The following is a 15,342-nucleotide window of genomic DNA, read 5'->3' as shown; positions in this document are numbered from 1 at the left end:
TCGTCCCACACCGGATGATCCCCCGGTCACAGATGAGGTGACCGGCACATGCGCACGGTCATGGCCCCGGCGACCTCGGACGTCGGTATGCGCGTGCGGTCCGGCTCAGCCGGGAGTTCCATGGAGCTCACGCCCAACCGGCTGTCCGGCCACAGCGACGGCGCGATCCCGGGCGCGCGCACGCCCCGGGCCCGGTTCACCCGCGCCGGAACGGCGCATCCTCGTGCCGTAATGTTCACGGGTGAAGCCGACGGGCGTGGTCCCGCCGCTGCGGAAGCGCAGCCGGCGCGCGCGACGCGGCCGGACCTGCGCCGAGCTCGTGGCACACCCGTAGGCCCGGCCGTACTCGGAGAGGACTGACCCCTTGGCGAATCTGATCAATCTGGAGCAGGTCCACAAGAGCTTCGGAATCACCCCGCTGCTGGACACGGTGTCCCTCGGCGTGCAGGAGGGTGAGCGGATCGGGGTCGTCGGTCTCAACGGCGGGGGTAAGACCACACTGCTCGAGGTGCTGACCGGGCTCGAACAGCCCGACAGCGGGCGGGTGAGCCGCATCAACGGCCTGCGCATGGCGGTGGTGACCCAGCGCGGTGTGCTGCCGGAGGGGGCCACGGTCGGGGAGGTCGTACTGGCCGGACTCGCCGAAGACGCGCGCACCGACGGCGTCGCCGAGCACGAGTGGGCCGCCAACCCGCGCATCCGCAGCGTGCTCGACGGTATCGGCATCGCGGATCTGGGAATGGACGCCTCGGTCGCGAATCTGTCCGGTGGCGAGCGTCGCCGCGTCGCGCTGGCCGCCGCGCTGGTGCGCGAACTGGATCTGCTGGTGCTCGACGAGCCCACCAACCACCTCGACGTCGAGGGCGTGCAGTGGCTGGCCGAACATCTGCTCGCGCGCCGCAGCGCAATCGTGGTGGTCACCCACGACCGCTGGTTCCTCGACACCGTCGCCACCCGCACGTGGGAAGTGGTGGGCGGCAAGGTCGAAAGCTACGAGGGCGGCTACAACGACTGGATCTTCGCCCGTGCCGAACGGGCTCGCCAGGCCGATGCCACCGAGGCGCGCCGGCGCAATCTGGCCCGCAAGGAATTGGCGTGGCTGCGTCGCGGTCCGCAGGCCCGCACCTCGAAACCGCGCTACCGGGTCGAGGCCGCCGAGGCGCTGATCGCCGATGTGCCGCCGCCCCGCGACACCGTGCAGCTCGCCTCCTTCGCGCGAAAACGCCTGGGCCGCGTCGTGATCGAACTCGAAGACGCCACGCTCACCACTCCCGACGGCCGCGAACTGGTGCGCGACCTGACCTGGCGGTTGGCGCCGGGGGAGCGAGTCGGCCTGGTGGGGGTGAACGGGTCGGGCAAGACCACACTGTTGCGCGCTCTCGCCGGTGACGCGGAACCGGCCGCCGGAAAGCGGATTCAGGGCCAGACGGTCCGGATCGGCTGGCTGCGGCAGGAACTCGACGATCTGCCCACCGATATGCGGGTGCTGGAAGCGGTGGCCGACGTCGCCGAGCGAACCATGCTGGGAGACAAGGAGATCAGCGCCGGGCAGCTTGCCGAGCGGCTCGGGTTCACACCGGCCAAACAGCGCACTCCGGTCGGTGACCTGTCCGGCGGTGAACGCCGCCGTCTGCAGCTGACCCGCATTCTGATGGGTGAGCCGAACGTGCTGCTGCTCGACGAGCCCACCAACGACCTCGATATCGACACCCTGCAGCAACTCGAGGATCTGCTCGACGGCTGGCCCGGCACTCTGGTCGTGATCTCCCACGACCGGTATCTGATCGAGCGCATCAGCGATTCCACCTGGGCCCTGTTCGGCGACGGCAAGCTCACCAACCTGCCCGGCGGCATCGAGGAATACCTGCGCCGCCGCGCGGCACTCGCCGACACCGCGCGCCGCCCGTCCACAACGACCACTCAGACCGAAACCGCCACTCCCGCAACCGATTCCGCCGCCTATCGCGCCGCGCGCAAGGAATTCGGCCGGTTGGAGCGGACGCTGGAGAAACTCACCGAGCGGGAGGAACGCCTGCACACCGCGCTGGCCGAAGCCGCCACCGACCCGGAGAAGCTGGTGAGCCTCGGCGCGGAACTGAAGCAGGTGCAGGCCGAGAAGGAATCGACCGAGATGCGCTGGCTCGAACTCGCCGAAGAGGTCGGCTGAGCGGGGGATCTCGGGGCCGGCTGCCGGAGTCTCGGGGCGGCGGTCAGAGGGCGTGGCCCAGGGGCGGCACCGGCAGGCACGCACACGTGAAATCCGTGCCGAACGAGGTGAGCGCGATGCTGCGGTAGGCGACCTTGGTGCCGAATCCGCGCTTGAGCAACCGCCGCACCTCCGGCTGTGATTCCAGCAGCTGATAGCGGACCGGGTTGTCCAGCTGATCGCCGTCGACGGTGATGAGTCCGAGGCGCCGCAGATTCGTCAGATAGGTGATCGCACGGTCGGCGAAGCGCAGCGCCGCGGTCTCGCCGATCAGCGACATGCCGACCTCGATGCGCTGGGTGCCCGAACTCAGCGGCCGCCCGGTGCGGATGTCGAGCGCCGGCTGTGGCCCGTCGAGGTAGAGGAAGCGCAGGATCCGGGCCTCGTCGGGAGCCAGTTCGGCGAGAATGCGCGCGAAGGCCGGATGGTCGCTGTCCTCGCAGTGCACATCGGCCGAGCGGCGCAGCAGTTCTGCGCCGCGATCGCGCAGGCTCGGCGCCGTCGGGGCGGGGGCGCCGCCGGATGTGGCATCGATGCCGAGGGCCCGCCGCAGTGAGTCGCGAACCTGGTCACCGGCCTCGGAGAGCACATGCCGCGGCGGTTGCCCGGACATACTGCCGCGCACGACCGTGGCCGTCACGCCGACCGCGGTGCCCAGGCTCCAGGCCGCGGCCTCGGTGACGGCGGACAGCGCCACCCGCACCACACCGGTCGTGGTGCGCACGGGACCGGCCCAGCCCGGGCGGGCATCCTCGGGCAGCATCAATTCGGCCGACCGGCGTGCGACGAGGTCGGTGGAGCGGGCGTCCGGTTCCGGGAGGACCGTCTCGATTTCGGTCACACCTGAACCGGCCGCCGCGTCGCCGGATTCGGCGACCACCTCGGCGTATTGGATCGAAAACTCGGCGCCGTCACCGTTTTCCGGTGCGGATCCGCTCACAGCCATACGTTCGCTACTTCCGTTCCGAAGATCAGAAGATGAGCGTAACCGGCGATGAGCCCCAGCACACCGCCATGGACGAACAAAAGCCACTCGTCCTGTTTGATCGCCGCGCGCAACATGTCGACGAAGTCCGGCGGCTTCAGCGCCGCCATCTGCTTGGCGATGTACTGGCTGACCTGCCGGCTCTGCTGGGCGTTGAACCCCGGATCGGCGAAGGCGGCCGGAGCCAGCGATTTGGCCTCGTCGGTGAAGCGGGTCTGCAGGGTCGCGTAGTCCCGGCTGCCGATCATGAACTTCAGCGCCCCGCGCATCGGCCCGAGCGCGCGGTCGGTAGCCGGGCGCAGGGTGTCCTCGAGGACCTGCATGGTGCGGTCCGAGCGCGGCCCGTTCAGCAGTTCGTCACCGACATTGGCGATCGTGATGATCTGGGTGGCCACCAATTCGGCGTAGCCCTCCGTGATTTCGGGTTGCCGCTTGATCAGCAAGCCCTGCCGCCACGGGCACCACCACTTCGGATAGGCCGGTTCGAAGATCATATTGAGCCCGATCCAGTTGACCACCCAGCCGATGATCACACCGCCGACCGGCAGCACCACCAGCGGCGACCAATGCGTCAGATGCAGCACCGCGACGAGCACCAGACCCATCGGCGCGCCGAAATAGAAGCCGAAGTTCTGCATGAACCGCAACTCCTTGGCGCCCAGCACCTGAAATACGGTGTTGAGCAACTGCGGGCGCGATTGGAAATACCGGATCACCATCTGTTTGACATCGAGCAGCTGTTCGATGTTCGACCCGAGTTCGTCGGTCAGTTCCTTGAGGATCTCCGGGAGTTGTTCCCGGACCCGCTCGTGCACCAACTCCCGGACCTGCGCGGGCAGGTTGTACCAGAGCTGCGGATGTTCGCGGCGGGCAATCTCCTCCACGATGTCGCGGATCTGCGACTGCGCCATATCGGTCAGGTGCGCGGCCAGTTCATCGGGCTCGAGTTCGCGATAGAAGTCGGCGACGCTACCGAGTTTCGACAGCCCTTTGTCGACCGCGATCGAGGCCATCTTGTCCGCGCGCGAGGGCACGATTCCCTGCCAGCCCATGCGCCCGTCGTACTGCAGCAACGGCAGCACCTGAATGCGCTTGGGAAGATAGGGGAACAACCATTTCAGACCCGGTACCCGAAACCCGTGAAAGCGTAGCGGCTTGAACAGCATCAGGATGCCGGTCCAGTTGGTGATATAGCCGATGACACCCGTGAAGAGGGGGATCGTGATCAGTTCCAGCAAAATCGTCGGGTGGAAACCCAGCAAACTATCCAGCACGACACCCTCCTGCCGACCCCTTACCGGTGACCGCCGTCACACCGGCACTACAACGTACCCCGTCGGCCAGGCGAACCTTACTGTGAATTCCGGAAACGGGTCCAATTGCGGCTGTAGCGACGCGGCCGGAGGCGGCAGCGTAGCGTAACCACGGAGCCCGCCGCGGAAGTCGCATTGGATTCTGCGGCTGTAGCGACGCGGCCGGAGGCAGCAGTGTGCGCAACCACGGAGGCCGCCGCGGAAGTCGCTATCCAATTCGGGTTGGAAGCCGCTGCACGGTAGCGTATGGCGGAGACTTCGATCACATCGTGCGATCGGAATGTCGCACCGGACAGCGGCAGCCGCAAGAATGACCGGAACCACATTCATGCCGCTTTCGCTGGGCGGGTGTCGGCGCTCATGGCCGAGAGCCGCCGAACATGGCCGGTGGCCTTCGGGGTGCGGTAAGAATATGTGAGCGGACTCGTTCACCTGGCGATATTCGGAGAATGACGTGACAGACGACAGGACCGGACAGGATGTGGTCCGACCCGGTTCCCGCGCTGTGGAACGCAGCTCGGACGTGGAGAAGCGGCAGATCAGCAACGAAGCCCGCATGATCCGCGGCGTCTTCCGGGCTGCCGGCCTGGCTGCCGGGACCGCGGTCCGCGGCGGCCAGTGGGCCGTCGGCACCGGCCTCGAGGTCACCAAGCAGATCGCCCAGGCCGCGCTGGACGGTGAATCCTCCACCGAGATCGCCGAACGTACCGGCGCCGCACTGCAGTCCGTCGCCCGCAGCGTCCTCGGCGTCACCGAGGGTTCGGTGCGCGAGATCGTCAGCTACGTCCCCACCAACGGCCAGGCGCCCGGGCCGTCGGCCGGCGGGCTGGTCCGCTCGTCGACCCTGGTCGATCTGCGCCGCCGCGGTGACAATCTGCTCGCGCGTTCGGCCGACGTGTACTTCACCGAGGAAGTGCATCCGGCCTACGACCGCATCCTCGATCAGCTGTCCTCGGACGAGGCGCGGATTCTGCGGTTCATGGCCATCAACGGGCCGCAGCCCTCGGTCGACGTGCGCACCAACCGGCCGCTGGGGATCGGTTCCGAGCTGGTCGCGGGAGATCTGACCTCGGTCCCGGAGCAGGCCGGCGTGCGGTATCCGGACCGGTCGCGGCTGTATTTGATCAATCTGAACCGGCTCGGTCTGCTGACCACCTCCGACGATCCGGTGGTGCTGAGCCGTTATATGGTGCTCGAGGTGCAGCCGATCGTCGAATCGGCGCTCAAGCAGGCCGGCCGGGTGCCCAAGATCGTGCGAAAGAGCTTGCGCCTCACCGAATTCGGCGAGGACTTCTGCAAGACCTGTTTCACCATCAACGGGTCCTGACCCGCCACCGCCGGTCAACGGTGTGTAGCGATCCGATACCTATTTTCCGATCTGCGCAGATTCGCCGGATCCGGTGGGATTGTTGAGGTATGGATTCCGATGCCGTCTCCGCGATCAGCCGGCTGAAGTTCCGGTACCTGAGAGCGCTCGACACCAAATCGTGGGAAGACTTCGCCGACACGATGATCCCGGAGGCGACGGCGACCTACAGCGAGTACCTGCAGTTCGAGTCGCGTGATGCGTTTCTGGCGTTCATGCGCAATACTCTCGGGCCCCATGTCATCACCGAACATCGGTGCGACCATCCCGAGATCGATATCGACGGCGATGCGGCGACCGGCACCTGGTACCTGGCCGACACCGTACTCATCCCCGGTCACAACATGCTGCTGCGCGGGGCGGCGTTCTACAACGACCGGTACGTGCGCTGCGACGACGGCCATTGGCGCATCGCTCACACCGGGTACGAGCGGACCTACGAGGTGGTGCTCTCGCTGTCGGACCTCCCGAGTCTGCGCCTGACCGCCAGCCGGTGGGGCGTGATCACCGGGGAGCCGGGTTCGGTGCCCGATATCCCGGCCGTGGTGTCGAATATCGAGGACACTCCGGGCGGGCGGGCCGAGGAAGAACCGGACGAGGCGATCGGCTGACAGCCCCCGTCAGTCGGCTGACGAACCCTGTCAGTCCGCGGTCGCGACGAGCGGTTCCAGCGTCAGTTCCGGCATTTCCTTCTCGATGTACTGCAGCCGCCACTTGTCGCTGAACAGGGCCAGGATGACGCCGTCGGTGCGGGTGAAGACCTCGACTCCGCGCTGGCGATCCAGCTCCGGCGACGAGGCGGCGTCGGTACGCCGGGCCAGCTGATAGGGCAGGAAGTCCAGCTGGGTTTCGACGTTGAATTCGGCCTGCATCCGGGCAGTGACCACCTCGAACTGCATCGGGCCGACCGCGGCGAGGACGGGCGAGGCGTCGCCGCGCAGGTCGTTGCGCAGCACCTGCACCACGCCCTCGGAGTCGAGCTGATCGATGGCCTTGCGGAACTGCTTGTACTTGCCCGCGCTGCGAGCGCGCAGGGTGGCGAAATGTTCCGGCGCGAAGGACGGAATCGGCGGGAACTCCACCTTCTTGTCCACGAACAGCGTGTGACCGGGAGCGAGTGCGGTCGCGTTGACCAGACCGACCACATCGCCCGGATAGGCGGTGTCGACGGTGGCGCGCTCGCGGCCGAAGACGGTGAGCGCGTATTTGGTCGCGAACGGACGTCCGGTCTGCGCGTGCGTGACGACCATGCCCCGCTCGAATTCCCCGGAGACGATGCGCATGAACGCCAGCCGGTCGCGATGCGCGGCGTCCATACCTGCCTGCACCTTGAACACGACCGCGCTGAACGGGTCGGCCGGTTCCCGCGGGGAGCCGTCGACATCCGCGCGAGAGCCGGGCGGCGGGGCCAGCGCCACCAGTGTGTCGAGCAGTTGCCGCACGCCGAAGTTCAGCATCGCCGAGGCGTAGATGACCGGCGAGGTCTGCCCGGCGAGGAACAGTTCCTGATCGTGGTCCTGGCCGGTGGCCGAGAGCAGTTCGCTCTCCTCGGCCGCGGTTTCCCACGGTTCGCCTTCGCGGGCGGCGGCCTGGTCGGCCGTGTACGACTCCTCGGGCGCGATGGTCGCGCCACCCGCGGTCCGGGTGAAGTGGATGTATTCGGTGGCGGCGCCCTCGGGACCGCGGCGCAGCAGCCCACGGAAATCGCCCGCGATGCCGACCGGCAGGAACAGCGGCGTGGGGGTCAGGCCGATCCGCTCGCTGATCTCGTCGAGCAGTTCCAGCGGCGCCCGTCCGGGACGATCCCACTTGTTGATCACGGTGATCACCGGAATGCCGCGATGGCGGCACACCTGGAACAGTTTGAGCGTCTGCGGCTCCAGGCCCTTGGCGGCGTCGATGAGCATGACCGCGGCGTCGACGGCCGTCAGCACCCGGTAGGTGTCCTCGGAGAAATCGGAGTGACCGGGCGTGTCGACCAGATTGATCACGCACTCGCCGTATTCGAACTGCAGCGCCGTCGAGCTGACGGAAATACCGCGCGCCTTCTCCATTTCCATCCAGTCGGAAACGGTGGATTTCCGGCCGGATTTCCCGTGAATGGCGCCGGCCTCGGAAATCATCTTCGCGTGCAGGGCCAGGGCCTCGGTCAGCGTCGATTTACCCGCGTCCGGATGCGAGATCACCGCGAAGGTGCGCCGCCGTTCCGCCTCCTGCGCCACCCGCCCGGATGTGGTCGTGCTGGCTGAGGGGGAATTCACCGATCGGCTCCTCTTCGCGGGACAGGGCAAAGCATCAGAATACGTGAGTGAGGGGCTTCGGCTCGCACCGGGGACAGCGGCGGTCCAGGGAAACCGCCGGTCAGGGCGGGTGCACAGACCGGGTTGCGGCCTCGGTCAGTCGGACAGGTGCCGGTCGACCGTGCGCAGGACGAGCCGGTCCAGGTCGACTCCCGGCGCGATCAGTTCCACACTCCGGTTCGCCACGAGGGTGGCGATGCCGTGCAGATTCGTCCACAGTCCGAAGGCGCGTTCTTCCGCACGGTCGCGCACGCAGCTCGCCACCAGCTCCGCCCACGCCCGGTAGATCGGAATCGTCTTGCGGCGCAGGTTCTCTCCCGAGCCTTGCAGCAGATCGTGACGGAACATGAGGGTGAACATCTCGGGCCGTCGTGCCGCGAAGTCGATGTATTCACCCGCCATCCGGTCGATCCGCACCCGCGGGATCTCGCTCTCGTGTGCCGCGAAACGCCCACTCAGATCGGCGAACCCGTGCACCGCGACGGCAGCCAGCAGTGCGTTGTGGGTCGGGAAGTACCGCCGCGGCGCGCCGTGCGACACCCCGGCCTCCCGGGCGATGGCCCGCAGTCCGAGTTGTGCGGCACCCACCTCCTCCAGCAACCCCACACCCGCACTCACCAGCCGTTCGCGCACCGGTTCGTCCACACCCATGCCGCACATTGTCGCGTGCGGGTGCCGCGTCCGTTCGGCAGTGGTGCGGGTCGCAGGCGATTCGGCCATTCGCAGGTGGGTGCGTCGACCGGGTGACTGGTCCACCGCACGGCACCGCTCGCAGGGGGATCGCTCCCCACCGGAGCGGAGTGTGACGAGCGGCAAGGTGACCGCGTAGACATTGTCTACTAGGCTGGTCGGTAGACAGTGTCTACGAACGACCACGGAGGGTGTGTATGTGGTACCGGCTTTTGAAGTTCGTCCTGATCGGTCCGGTCCTGCGGATCCTGGGGCGACCGAAAGTCGAAGGGCTGCATCATGTTCCGGACGACGGTCCGGTGATCATCGCGGCGAATCATCTGGCCGCTATCGACTCCCTCTATCTGGCGCTCGTGCTGCCGAGGCGGATCACGTTCCTGGCCAAGAGTCAGTATTTCGACGAGCCCGGGTGGCGCGGGCGGATCAATCGCTGGGTGATGACGGCCACCGGACAGGTGCGCGTCGATCGCTCCGGTGGCTCCGCCTCGGCGGATGCGCTCGCCGCGGCGGCCGGGATTCTGGAGTCGGGCGGGGTGTGGGGCATTCACCCGGAAGGAACCCGTTCGCCGGACGGCCGGGTCTATCGCGGCCGCACCGGGGTGATCCGGGTGGCGATGCAGACCGGCGCGCCGGTCGTGCCGGTGGCGTTGAGCGGCACCGACCGGGTGAATCGGCGTGGGCGGCGGCTGCTGCGCTTCGGCAAGGTTCGCATCGTCTTCGGTGCGCCTCGCACCTTCCCGCCGGTCGATCGGGCGGCGGTCCGCACCGCGACCGACGACCTCATGGTGGAATTGGCGATGCGTTCGGGTCGCCGCTATGTGGATTGCTACGCGGCGCACTTCCGCGCCGAATCCGCCTGAACCGGCCCGGGGCCGGGCGTGCGGGAGTTTGCCCGTCGCGTGTGCATTACCGCATCGGGGTGCTGCGCGGAAGCGTTTTTCGCTACATGCTATTGTTCTCAGGTTGTCTCGGCGAGGGTGTCGCACCCAGTGCACACCGTGATCGACGCGGCTCGGCTTCCGGCCGTTGTCGTGCGGTCATCGCCCGACGAGCAGACCCTTTCGCCAGGGCCGTCCGAATGCAGGACAGTACCTGGCCAGCACACCGTCCGCCCCGGAAAGCCGTAGGAGAGTATTTCAGTCATGTCCGACGTCAGCGTTCTCGCAGCTCAGACCCGCACCGAATTCGGCAAGGGCGCCGCGCGCCGCACCCGTCGCGACGGCAACGTTCCCGCCGTCCTGTACGGCCACGGCGAGGCGCCCAAGCACCTGGCCGTCAACGCTCAGGCCTTCGCCGCGATCCTGCGTGAGCACGGCACCAACGCCGTCCTGAACCTGGAGATCGACGGCAAGAAGCAGCTGGCGATGACCAAGTCCGTGGTCGTGCACCCGATCCGCCGCTACATCGAGCACGCCGACCTGCTGATCGTCAAGCGTGGCGAGAAGGTCGTCGTCGACGTGCCGGTCGCGCTGGCCGGCGACGCGGGCCCGGGCACCCTGGTCACCCAGGAGGCCACCACCGTGTCCATCGAGGTCGACGCGCTGAACGTGCCCGAGTCCATCGAGGTCTCGATCGAGGGCGCCGAGGCCGGCACCCAGATCACCGCCGGTCAGGTCGAGCTGCCGAAGGGCGCTGCCCTGTCCGGTGACCCGGAGGCGCTGATCGTCAACATCATCGTCGCTCCGGCCGCCGAGGCCGTCGAGGGCGAGGGTGAAGGCGAGGCCGAGGGCGAGGCCGAGAGCGCCGAATAATTCGGTCGTTCAACGGATTTCGATGACGGAATCTACCGCCCCCGCGCTCGTGGTGGGGCTGGGTAATCCCGGGCCCGAATACGAGCGCACCAGGCACAATGCCGGTTTCCTGGTCGCCGATGTGCTCGCCGAGCGCATCGGCGGCCGGTTCACCGTGCACAAGAAGTCGGGCGCCGACCTGGTCGAGGCCCGGCTCGACGGGCGCAAGGTGCTGCTGGCCAAGCCGCGTAGCTATATGAATCTGTCCGGCCGCCCGGTCGCGGCGCTGGCCCGGTTCTTCTCGGTCCCGCCCACCGAGGTCATCGTCGTGCACGACGAACTCGATCTGCCGTTCGGCAGCATCCGGCTCAAACGCGGCGGCGGCGAAGGCGGTCACAACGGGCTGCGTTCGATCTCGAATGCCCTGTCCACCAAGGACTATCTGCGGGTCCGGTTCGGGGTGGGCCGCCCGCCCGGCCGGCAGGATCCGGCCGATTTCGTACTCAAACCGTTCTCCGCGCCCGAACGCAAAGAGGTTCCGGTGCTGGTCGAACAGACCGCCGACGCGGTGGAGTTGCTGCTGCGCGTAGGTCTGGAAACCGCTCAGAATCAACTGCATTGAGTGATCTGGTGCGAAGATCGGTGCTGTGCGGGACTACACGACGATTTTCGATCGGTATCGGGGCACGTTGCTGGGCGGGGCGGTCGGTGATGCGCTGGGCTGGCCGATCGAATTCCTGAAGCTGGAACAGATCCGCGACTGGTTCGGGCCCGACGGGCTCACCGGATTCGCCCCGGCGGCAGACGAATCCGCGGCCAGGCAGATCACCGATGACACCCAGATGACCCTGTTCACCGCCGAGGGACTGTTGCGGTGTGCGCCGGGTGCGGATCCGGCGCCGGTCCTGCGCCGCGCCTATCTGCGCTGGCTGCGGACGCAACGTGAACACGCACCCGACGCGCGCCCCGACGGCTGGCTGGCGAGTCTGCCGTATCTGTACGCGGTGCGCGCACCGGGCAACGCGTGTATGCGCGGGCTGAACCGGCAGGCGCAGAGCTATCGCGAACCACATGCCTTCGGCGTTGCGGGTCCGGTGAACGAGGATTCCAAGGGATGCGGCACGGTCATGCGGTCCGCCCCGTTCGGATTGGCCGCCCTCGGACCCGCGGCCGCCTTCCAGGCGTCGGCGCGGTGTGCCCAGCTCACCCACGGCCATCCCACCGGATATCTGGCCGCCGGGGCGTTCGCCGCCCTGATCGACCGGCTCGTGAACGGCGCCGATCTGCGAACGGCCGTGCAGGACACCACGAGTCAGGTGGAGGCGGTGGCCGGTGGCGCGGAAACCGCCGCCGCCCTGCGCAAGGCCGTGGCCACCGCCGACGCCGGAACCGGAACCTCGGAGGGCGTGGAACAGGTGGGCGCGGGCTGGGTGGCCGAGGAATGTCTGGCCGTCGGGGTCTACTGTGCGCTGGATGCCGAGCGGACGGGTGACCTGCGCCGCGCATTCCTGTTGTCGGTCAACCACTCCGGTGATTCCGATTCCACCGGTTCGGTGGCCGGCAATATTCTCGGTGCCCGCCACGGCCTCGACGCGCTGCCGCTGGATTGGTGCGGCGCGGTCGAAGGCCGCGACGATCTGGCCCGCGTCGCCGACGATCTGGTCGCGGCTTTCGTGTACCGGGACCGCAACCCCCTCGGCGACCGCTACCCGTTGGACGCGTCGGAAGATCCGGTACCGCAGTAACTCTCGTGCCGATCAGTTCAGATGCGCCGCGGTGGCTGAGCGGCGCAGCTTCCCGGAGGACGTCTTCGGCAGCGCGCCCGGGCCGAGGACGGTGACGCTGCGCGGGCGGGCGCCGACCGCGGTGAAGACCTCGTGCACGACCTCGTGCTCGATCCGGCGCACCGCCTCGGGATCCTGAAAGTCGTTGCTCTCCACCACGACCGCGAAACTCTCGCGCTTCTGCCCGGCGTCCAGACGCACCGCGACCGCGTTACCCGGCCGGACCCCGGCCACACGCAGCGCGGCGCGTTCGATATCGGTCGGGAAGATGTTGCGCCCGCCCATGATGATCACGTCCTTGATCCGGCCGCAGACGACCACGGACCCGTCCTCGGTCACGTAGCCGATATCGCCGGTGTCGAGCCAGCCCTCGGCGTCGCGAGCGGGCCGGAAGCCCTCGACGGTCACATATCCCGCGGTGACCGCCGGTCCCCGCACCTCGAGCACGCCCACCGTTCGGGTCGGCAACGGCCGGTGTTCGTCGTCGACCACCCGGATCTCGAGATTGTCCACGGGACGGCCCAGCAACGGCAGGCGGCGCAGATTGCCGTGGTGGGCCGCCTGATCCGTCGCCGGAACCGCCTTGCCGAGCGCCTCGAGCAGATCCGCGTCGACGATGTCGACGACCTGCCCGACGCCCGGATCCGGAATCGACACCGCCAGTGTCGTTTCGGCCATGCCGTACACCGGCGTGAGCGCGGCCGCGCTGAGCCCGAAACGTTTCCCGGCCGCCGCGAGGGCGTCCATGGTGTCGGGATCGACCGGTTCGGCGCCGTTCCACATGTACCGCACGCTGCTCAGATCCACGATGCCGTCCTCGGCGCGGGCCAAGCGGCGGGTCAGCAGCGAATAGGCGAAATTGGGTGCGGCCGTGACCGTTCCACGGTATTTCGAGATGAGTTCGGCCCACAGCATCGGCCGGCGCAGGAAGTCCATCGGCGTCACGCAGACCACCTCGGCGCCCAATTGCATCGGCACGCTGAGGAATCCGACCATGCCCATATCGTGGAACAGCGGCAGCCAGCTGACCATCACGTCCTGATCGAGCTGGAACTTCACCCGATCGAACATGGCGTAGGCGTTGACATAGAAGTTCTCGTGCGTGATCCGCACGGCCTTCGGCGACCCGGTGGAACCGGAGGTCAGCTGCTGGAGCGCGATATCGGATTCCACGGTCGGCACCGGATCGGTGTCGGGTCCGGCGGCCAGGTCGTCGGTCAGGACCACGGTGATACCGCGCTCGACCAGCAGTGGTGCCGCCACCTCGAACGGCGCGCCCAGCACCACCGCACGAGCCTCGATCATCCGCAGCACCGTCTCGGTGTCGCGGGCCCACAGTTGCAGATCGGTGCGCGGCGTCGGCTGATGCAGCATGGTGATCGACGCACCGCGCATCCAGATCGCCTGGCAGGCCGGCGCGATATCGGCGGGCATACCCGCCAGCACACCGACGGCGTCGCCGTGCTCTATTCCGGCCGCCGCGAGCCCGCCGGCCATGCGCCGGGCGAGGCGGTGGATCTCGTCCCAACCCCGGCGCAGTGGCGTCTCCGGCTCCCCGGTGATCAGCCCCCGGCGGGAACGTTGTGCGGTCGCGAACATTTCCTCGGTGAACCGGCTCACCCTCGAACTCCCGTCTCCACCCGACCGGCGGTCGGCACATCTGCACTATCTCGGTGCGCGGGCGCGGCGTTAGCCGGCGCCGGAGCGTGATCGTTTCAGCGTCGCACTACGAATGACACGATGAAAATCGGAACTCGGTTCGGCCGCCTCAACCCGCGAGGCGGTCGACGGCCTCGAGGAAGCGATCGAGCTCCTCGCGGGTGACGAAGCAGTGCGGCGAGGCTCGTATCACCGACTCGAGCCGCCGCGCGGACATGTCGAGCAACGTGGAGCTACGGTAGCTGACCGTCACCGTGATGTCGGCGGCCCGCAGCGTCTCGCGGACCTCGGCCGGATCGACGCCGTCGACGGTGAACGAGACGATGCCGGAATGTTCGGTGCCCAGGTCCCGCACCGTGATTCCCCGGATCGACGGCAGATTCTCGCGCAGATGCCGCGCCTTGGCGGCAACATCGGCGTAGACGTTCTCCGGTCCCAGATCCAGCAGGTACCGCACCGCCGCGCCGAGGCCCAGTCGCGCCGCCACGTCGCATTCCCAGAATTCGAAGCGGCTCGCATCGGAGGCGACGCGGTAGTCCTGGGGCCCGGTCCACGCGGCGCTGTGCAGATCGAGGCGGCTGGGTTCGAGTTCGCGGCAGACGTCCGGGTGGATGTAGAGGAAGCCGGTGCCGCGCGGACCGCGCAACCACTTCCGGCCGGTGGCCGACATCGCGTCGACGCCCAGTTCCGCGACGTCGATGCCGATCTGACCGGCGGATTGGCAGGCGTCCAGCAGGACCAGCGCACCGACGCGATGGGCGATGCGGGTGGCCTCGGCGACCGGGTTGACCAGCCCGCCGTTGGTGGGAGCGTGCAACAGCGAGACGATCTTCACCCGGTCGTCGAGCATGCTGTCGAGAGCCACCAGATCGATCTGCCCGGTCTCGTCGCTGGGAATGGCCTCGACGGTCGCGCCCGCCGCCCGCGCTCGCTGCAAGGCCGCGATCACATTGCTGGCGTAGTCCGACCCCGAGACCAGGATGCGATCGCCCGGCCGCAGCGGTACGGCGTAGAAGAAATCCGACCAGGAACGGGAGGCGCTGTCGCTCAGGGCGATCGCCGAGGCGTCGGCGTTGATCAGCGTGGCGATCGCGGTCTTGACCGCCGCCAGATCGTCGAGCCGCTCCGAGGCGGCGCGATATCCGCCGATCTCCGCCTCGCGCCGCAGATGTGCGACGGCGGTGTCGACGACGATTCGCGGAGGTAACGAGGACCCGGCGCTGTCGAGGAAGACCGGCGGAGTCCCGGCGGTGTCGTAGGCGGGTATATCGGCGCGCAGCAGGTCGGTATCGAGCACCCTGTCGACCGT

Annotated in this window: 13 protein-coding genes; 7 read left to right on the top strand and 6 right to left on the bottom strand. The window is 68.0% G+C overall.

From position 1 onward, the window contains the following. Nucleotides 1–364: 364 nt before the first annotated feature. Complete coding sequence (locus NMI01S_RS09230; protein ID WP_062995502.1) at nucleotides 365–2,167, top strand: ABC-F family ATP-binding cassette domain-containing protein; 1,803 nt, start codon at nucleotides 365–367, stop codon at nucleotides 2,165–2,167. Between the two features lie 43 nt (nucleotides 2,168–2,210). Here NMI01S_RS09230 and NMI01S_RS09225 read toward each other — a convergent pair whose 3' ends face one another. Next, complete coding sequence (locus NMI01S_RS09225) at nucleotides 2,211–3,146, bottom strand: Abi-alpha family protein (protein ID WP_245716781.1); 936 nt, start codon at nucleotides 3,144–3,146, stop codon at nucleotides 2,211–2,213. Continuing rightward, on the bottom strand, nucleotides 3,143–4,465 hold the full coding sequence (locus NMI01S_RS09220) for a DUF445 domain-containing protein (RefSeq protein WP_083871237.1): 1,323 nt from the start codon (nucleotides 4,463–4,465) through the stop codon (nucleotides 3,143–3,145). Before NMI01S_RS09220 ends, NMI01S_RS09225 begins: the two co-directional genes overlap by 4 nt. Before the next feature lie 493 nt (nucleotides 4,466–4,958). Here NMI01S_RS09220 and NMI01S_RS35820 point away from each other — a divergent pair, with 493 nt between their 5' ends. Beyond that, nucleotides 4,959–5,831 carry a DUF4393 domain-containing protein gene (locus NMI01S_RS35820; RefSeq protein WP_062995501.1) on the top strand — a complete coding sequence of 291 codons (873 nt, stop codon included), beginning with the start codon at nucleotides 4,959–4,961 and terminating at the stop codon, nucleotides 5,829–5,831. Between the two features lie 89 nt (nucleotides 5,832–5,920). Next, nucleotides 5,921–6,481, top strand: a complete 561-nt coding sequence (locus NMI01S_RS09210) for a nuclear transport factor 2 family protein (protein WP_062995500.1) — start codon at nucleotides 5,921–5,923, stop codon at nucleotides 6,479–6,481. 30 nt (nucleotides 6,482–6,511) lie between these two features. On the opposite strand, the gene NMI01S_RS09205 is transcribed toward NMI01S_RS09210, so the two are convergent. Together NMI01S_RS09205 and NMI01S_RS09200 are read right to left on the bottom strand one after the other, a co-directional pair. Further along, complete coding sequence (locus NMI01S_RS09205; RefSeq protein WP_062995499.1) at nucleotides 6,512–8,131, bottom strand: peptide chain release factor 3; 1,620 nt, start codon at nucleotides 8,129–8,131, stop codon at nucleotides 6,512–6,514. A 135-nt stretch (nucleotides 8,132–8,266) separates the two neighbouring features. Beyond that, on the bottom strand, nucleotides 8,267–8,821 hold the full coding sequence (locus tag NMI01S_RS09200; RefSeq protein WP_062995698.1) for a TetR/AcrR family transcriptional regulator: 555 nt from the start codon (nucleotides 8,819–8,821) through the stop codon (nucleotides 8,267–8,269). Between the two features lie 236 nt (nucleotides 8,822–9,057). On the opposite strand from NMI01S_RS09200, the gene NMI01S_RS09195 reads away from it, so the two are divergent. From NMI01S_RS09195 to NMI01S_RS09180, 4 genes are all read left to right on the top strand, one after another. Further along, a complete protein-coding gene (locus tag NMI01S_RS09195) occupies nucleotides 9,058–9,720 on the top strand; it encodes a lysophospholipid acyltransferase family protein (protein WP_062995498.1) in 663 nt (220 codons plus the stop codon). 282 nt (nucleotides 9,721–10,002) lie between these two features. Continuing rightward, nucleotides 10,003–10,611 (top strand): 50S ribosomal protein L25/general stress protein Ctc, encoded by a 609-nt coding sequence (locus tag NMI01S_RS09190; RefSeq protein ID WP_036505178.1) that lies wholly within the window; start codon nucleotides 10,003–10,005, stop codon nucleotides 10,609–10,611. Between the two features lie 22 nt (nucleotides 10,612–10,633). After that, complete coding sequence (pth, locus tag NMI01S_RS09185; protein WP_062995497.1) at nucleotides 10,634–11,212, top strand: aminoacyl-tRNA hydrolase; 579 nt, start codon at nucleotides 10,634–10,636, stop codon at nucleotides 11,210–11,212. Nucleotides 11,213–11,237: 25 nt separating this feature from the next. Next, entirely contained in the window at nucleotides 11,238–12,335 is a 1,098-nt protein-coding gene (locus tag NMI01S_RS09180; RefSeq protein ID WP_062995496.1) for an ADP-ribosylglycohydrolase family protein, read from the top strand. Between the two features lie 12 nt (nucleotides 12,336–12,347). Here NMI01S_RS09180 and NMI01S_RS09175 read toward each other — a convergent pair whose 3' ends face one another. Both NMI01S_RS09175 and NMI01S_RS09170 read right to left on the bottom strand, forming a co-directional pair. After that, the gene (locus tag NMI01S_RS09175; RefSeq protein ID WP_062995495.1) at nucleotides 12,348–13,994 is read right to left on the bottom strand and encodes a fatty acyl-AMP ligase; all 1,647 of its coding nucleotides are present in this window, start codon (nucleotides 13,992–13,994) and stop codon (nucleotides 12,348–12,350) included. Between the two features lie 148 nt (nucleotides 13,995–14,142). Next, nucleotides 14,143–15,330 (bottom strand): aminotransferase class V-fold PLP-dependent enzyme, encoded by a 1,188-nt coding sequence (locus NMI01S_RS09170; protein WP_084512774.1) that lies wholly within the window; start codon nucleotides 15,328–15,330, stop codon nucleotides 14,143–14,145. Nucleotides 15,331–15,342 lie beyond the last annotated feature (12 nt).

The sequence above is a fragment of the Nocardia mikamii NBRC 108933 genome (assembly GCF_001613505.1).
GTDB lineage: Bacteria > Actinomycetota > Actinomycetes > Mycobacteriales > Mycobacteriaceae > Nocardia > Nocardia mikamii.
This window is presented reverse-complemented; position numbering and strand designations above follow the sequence as displayed.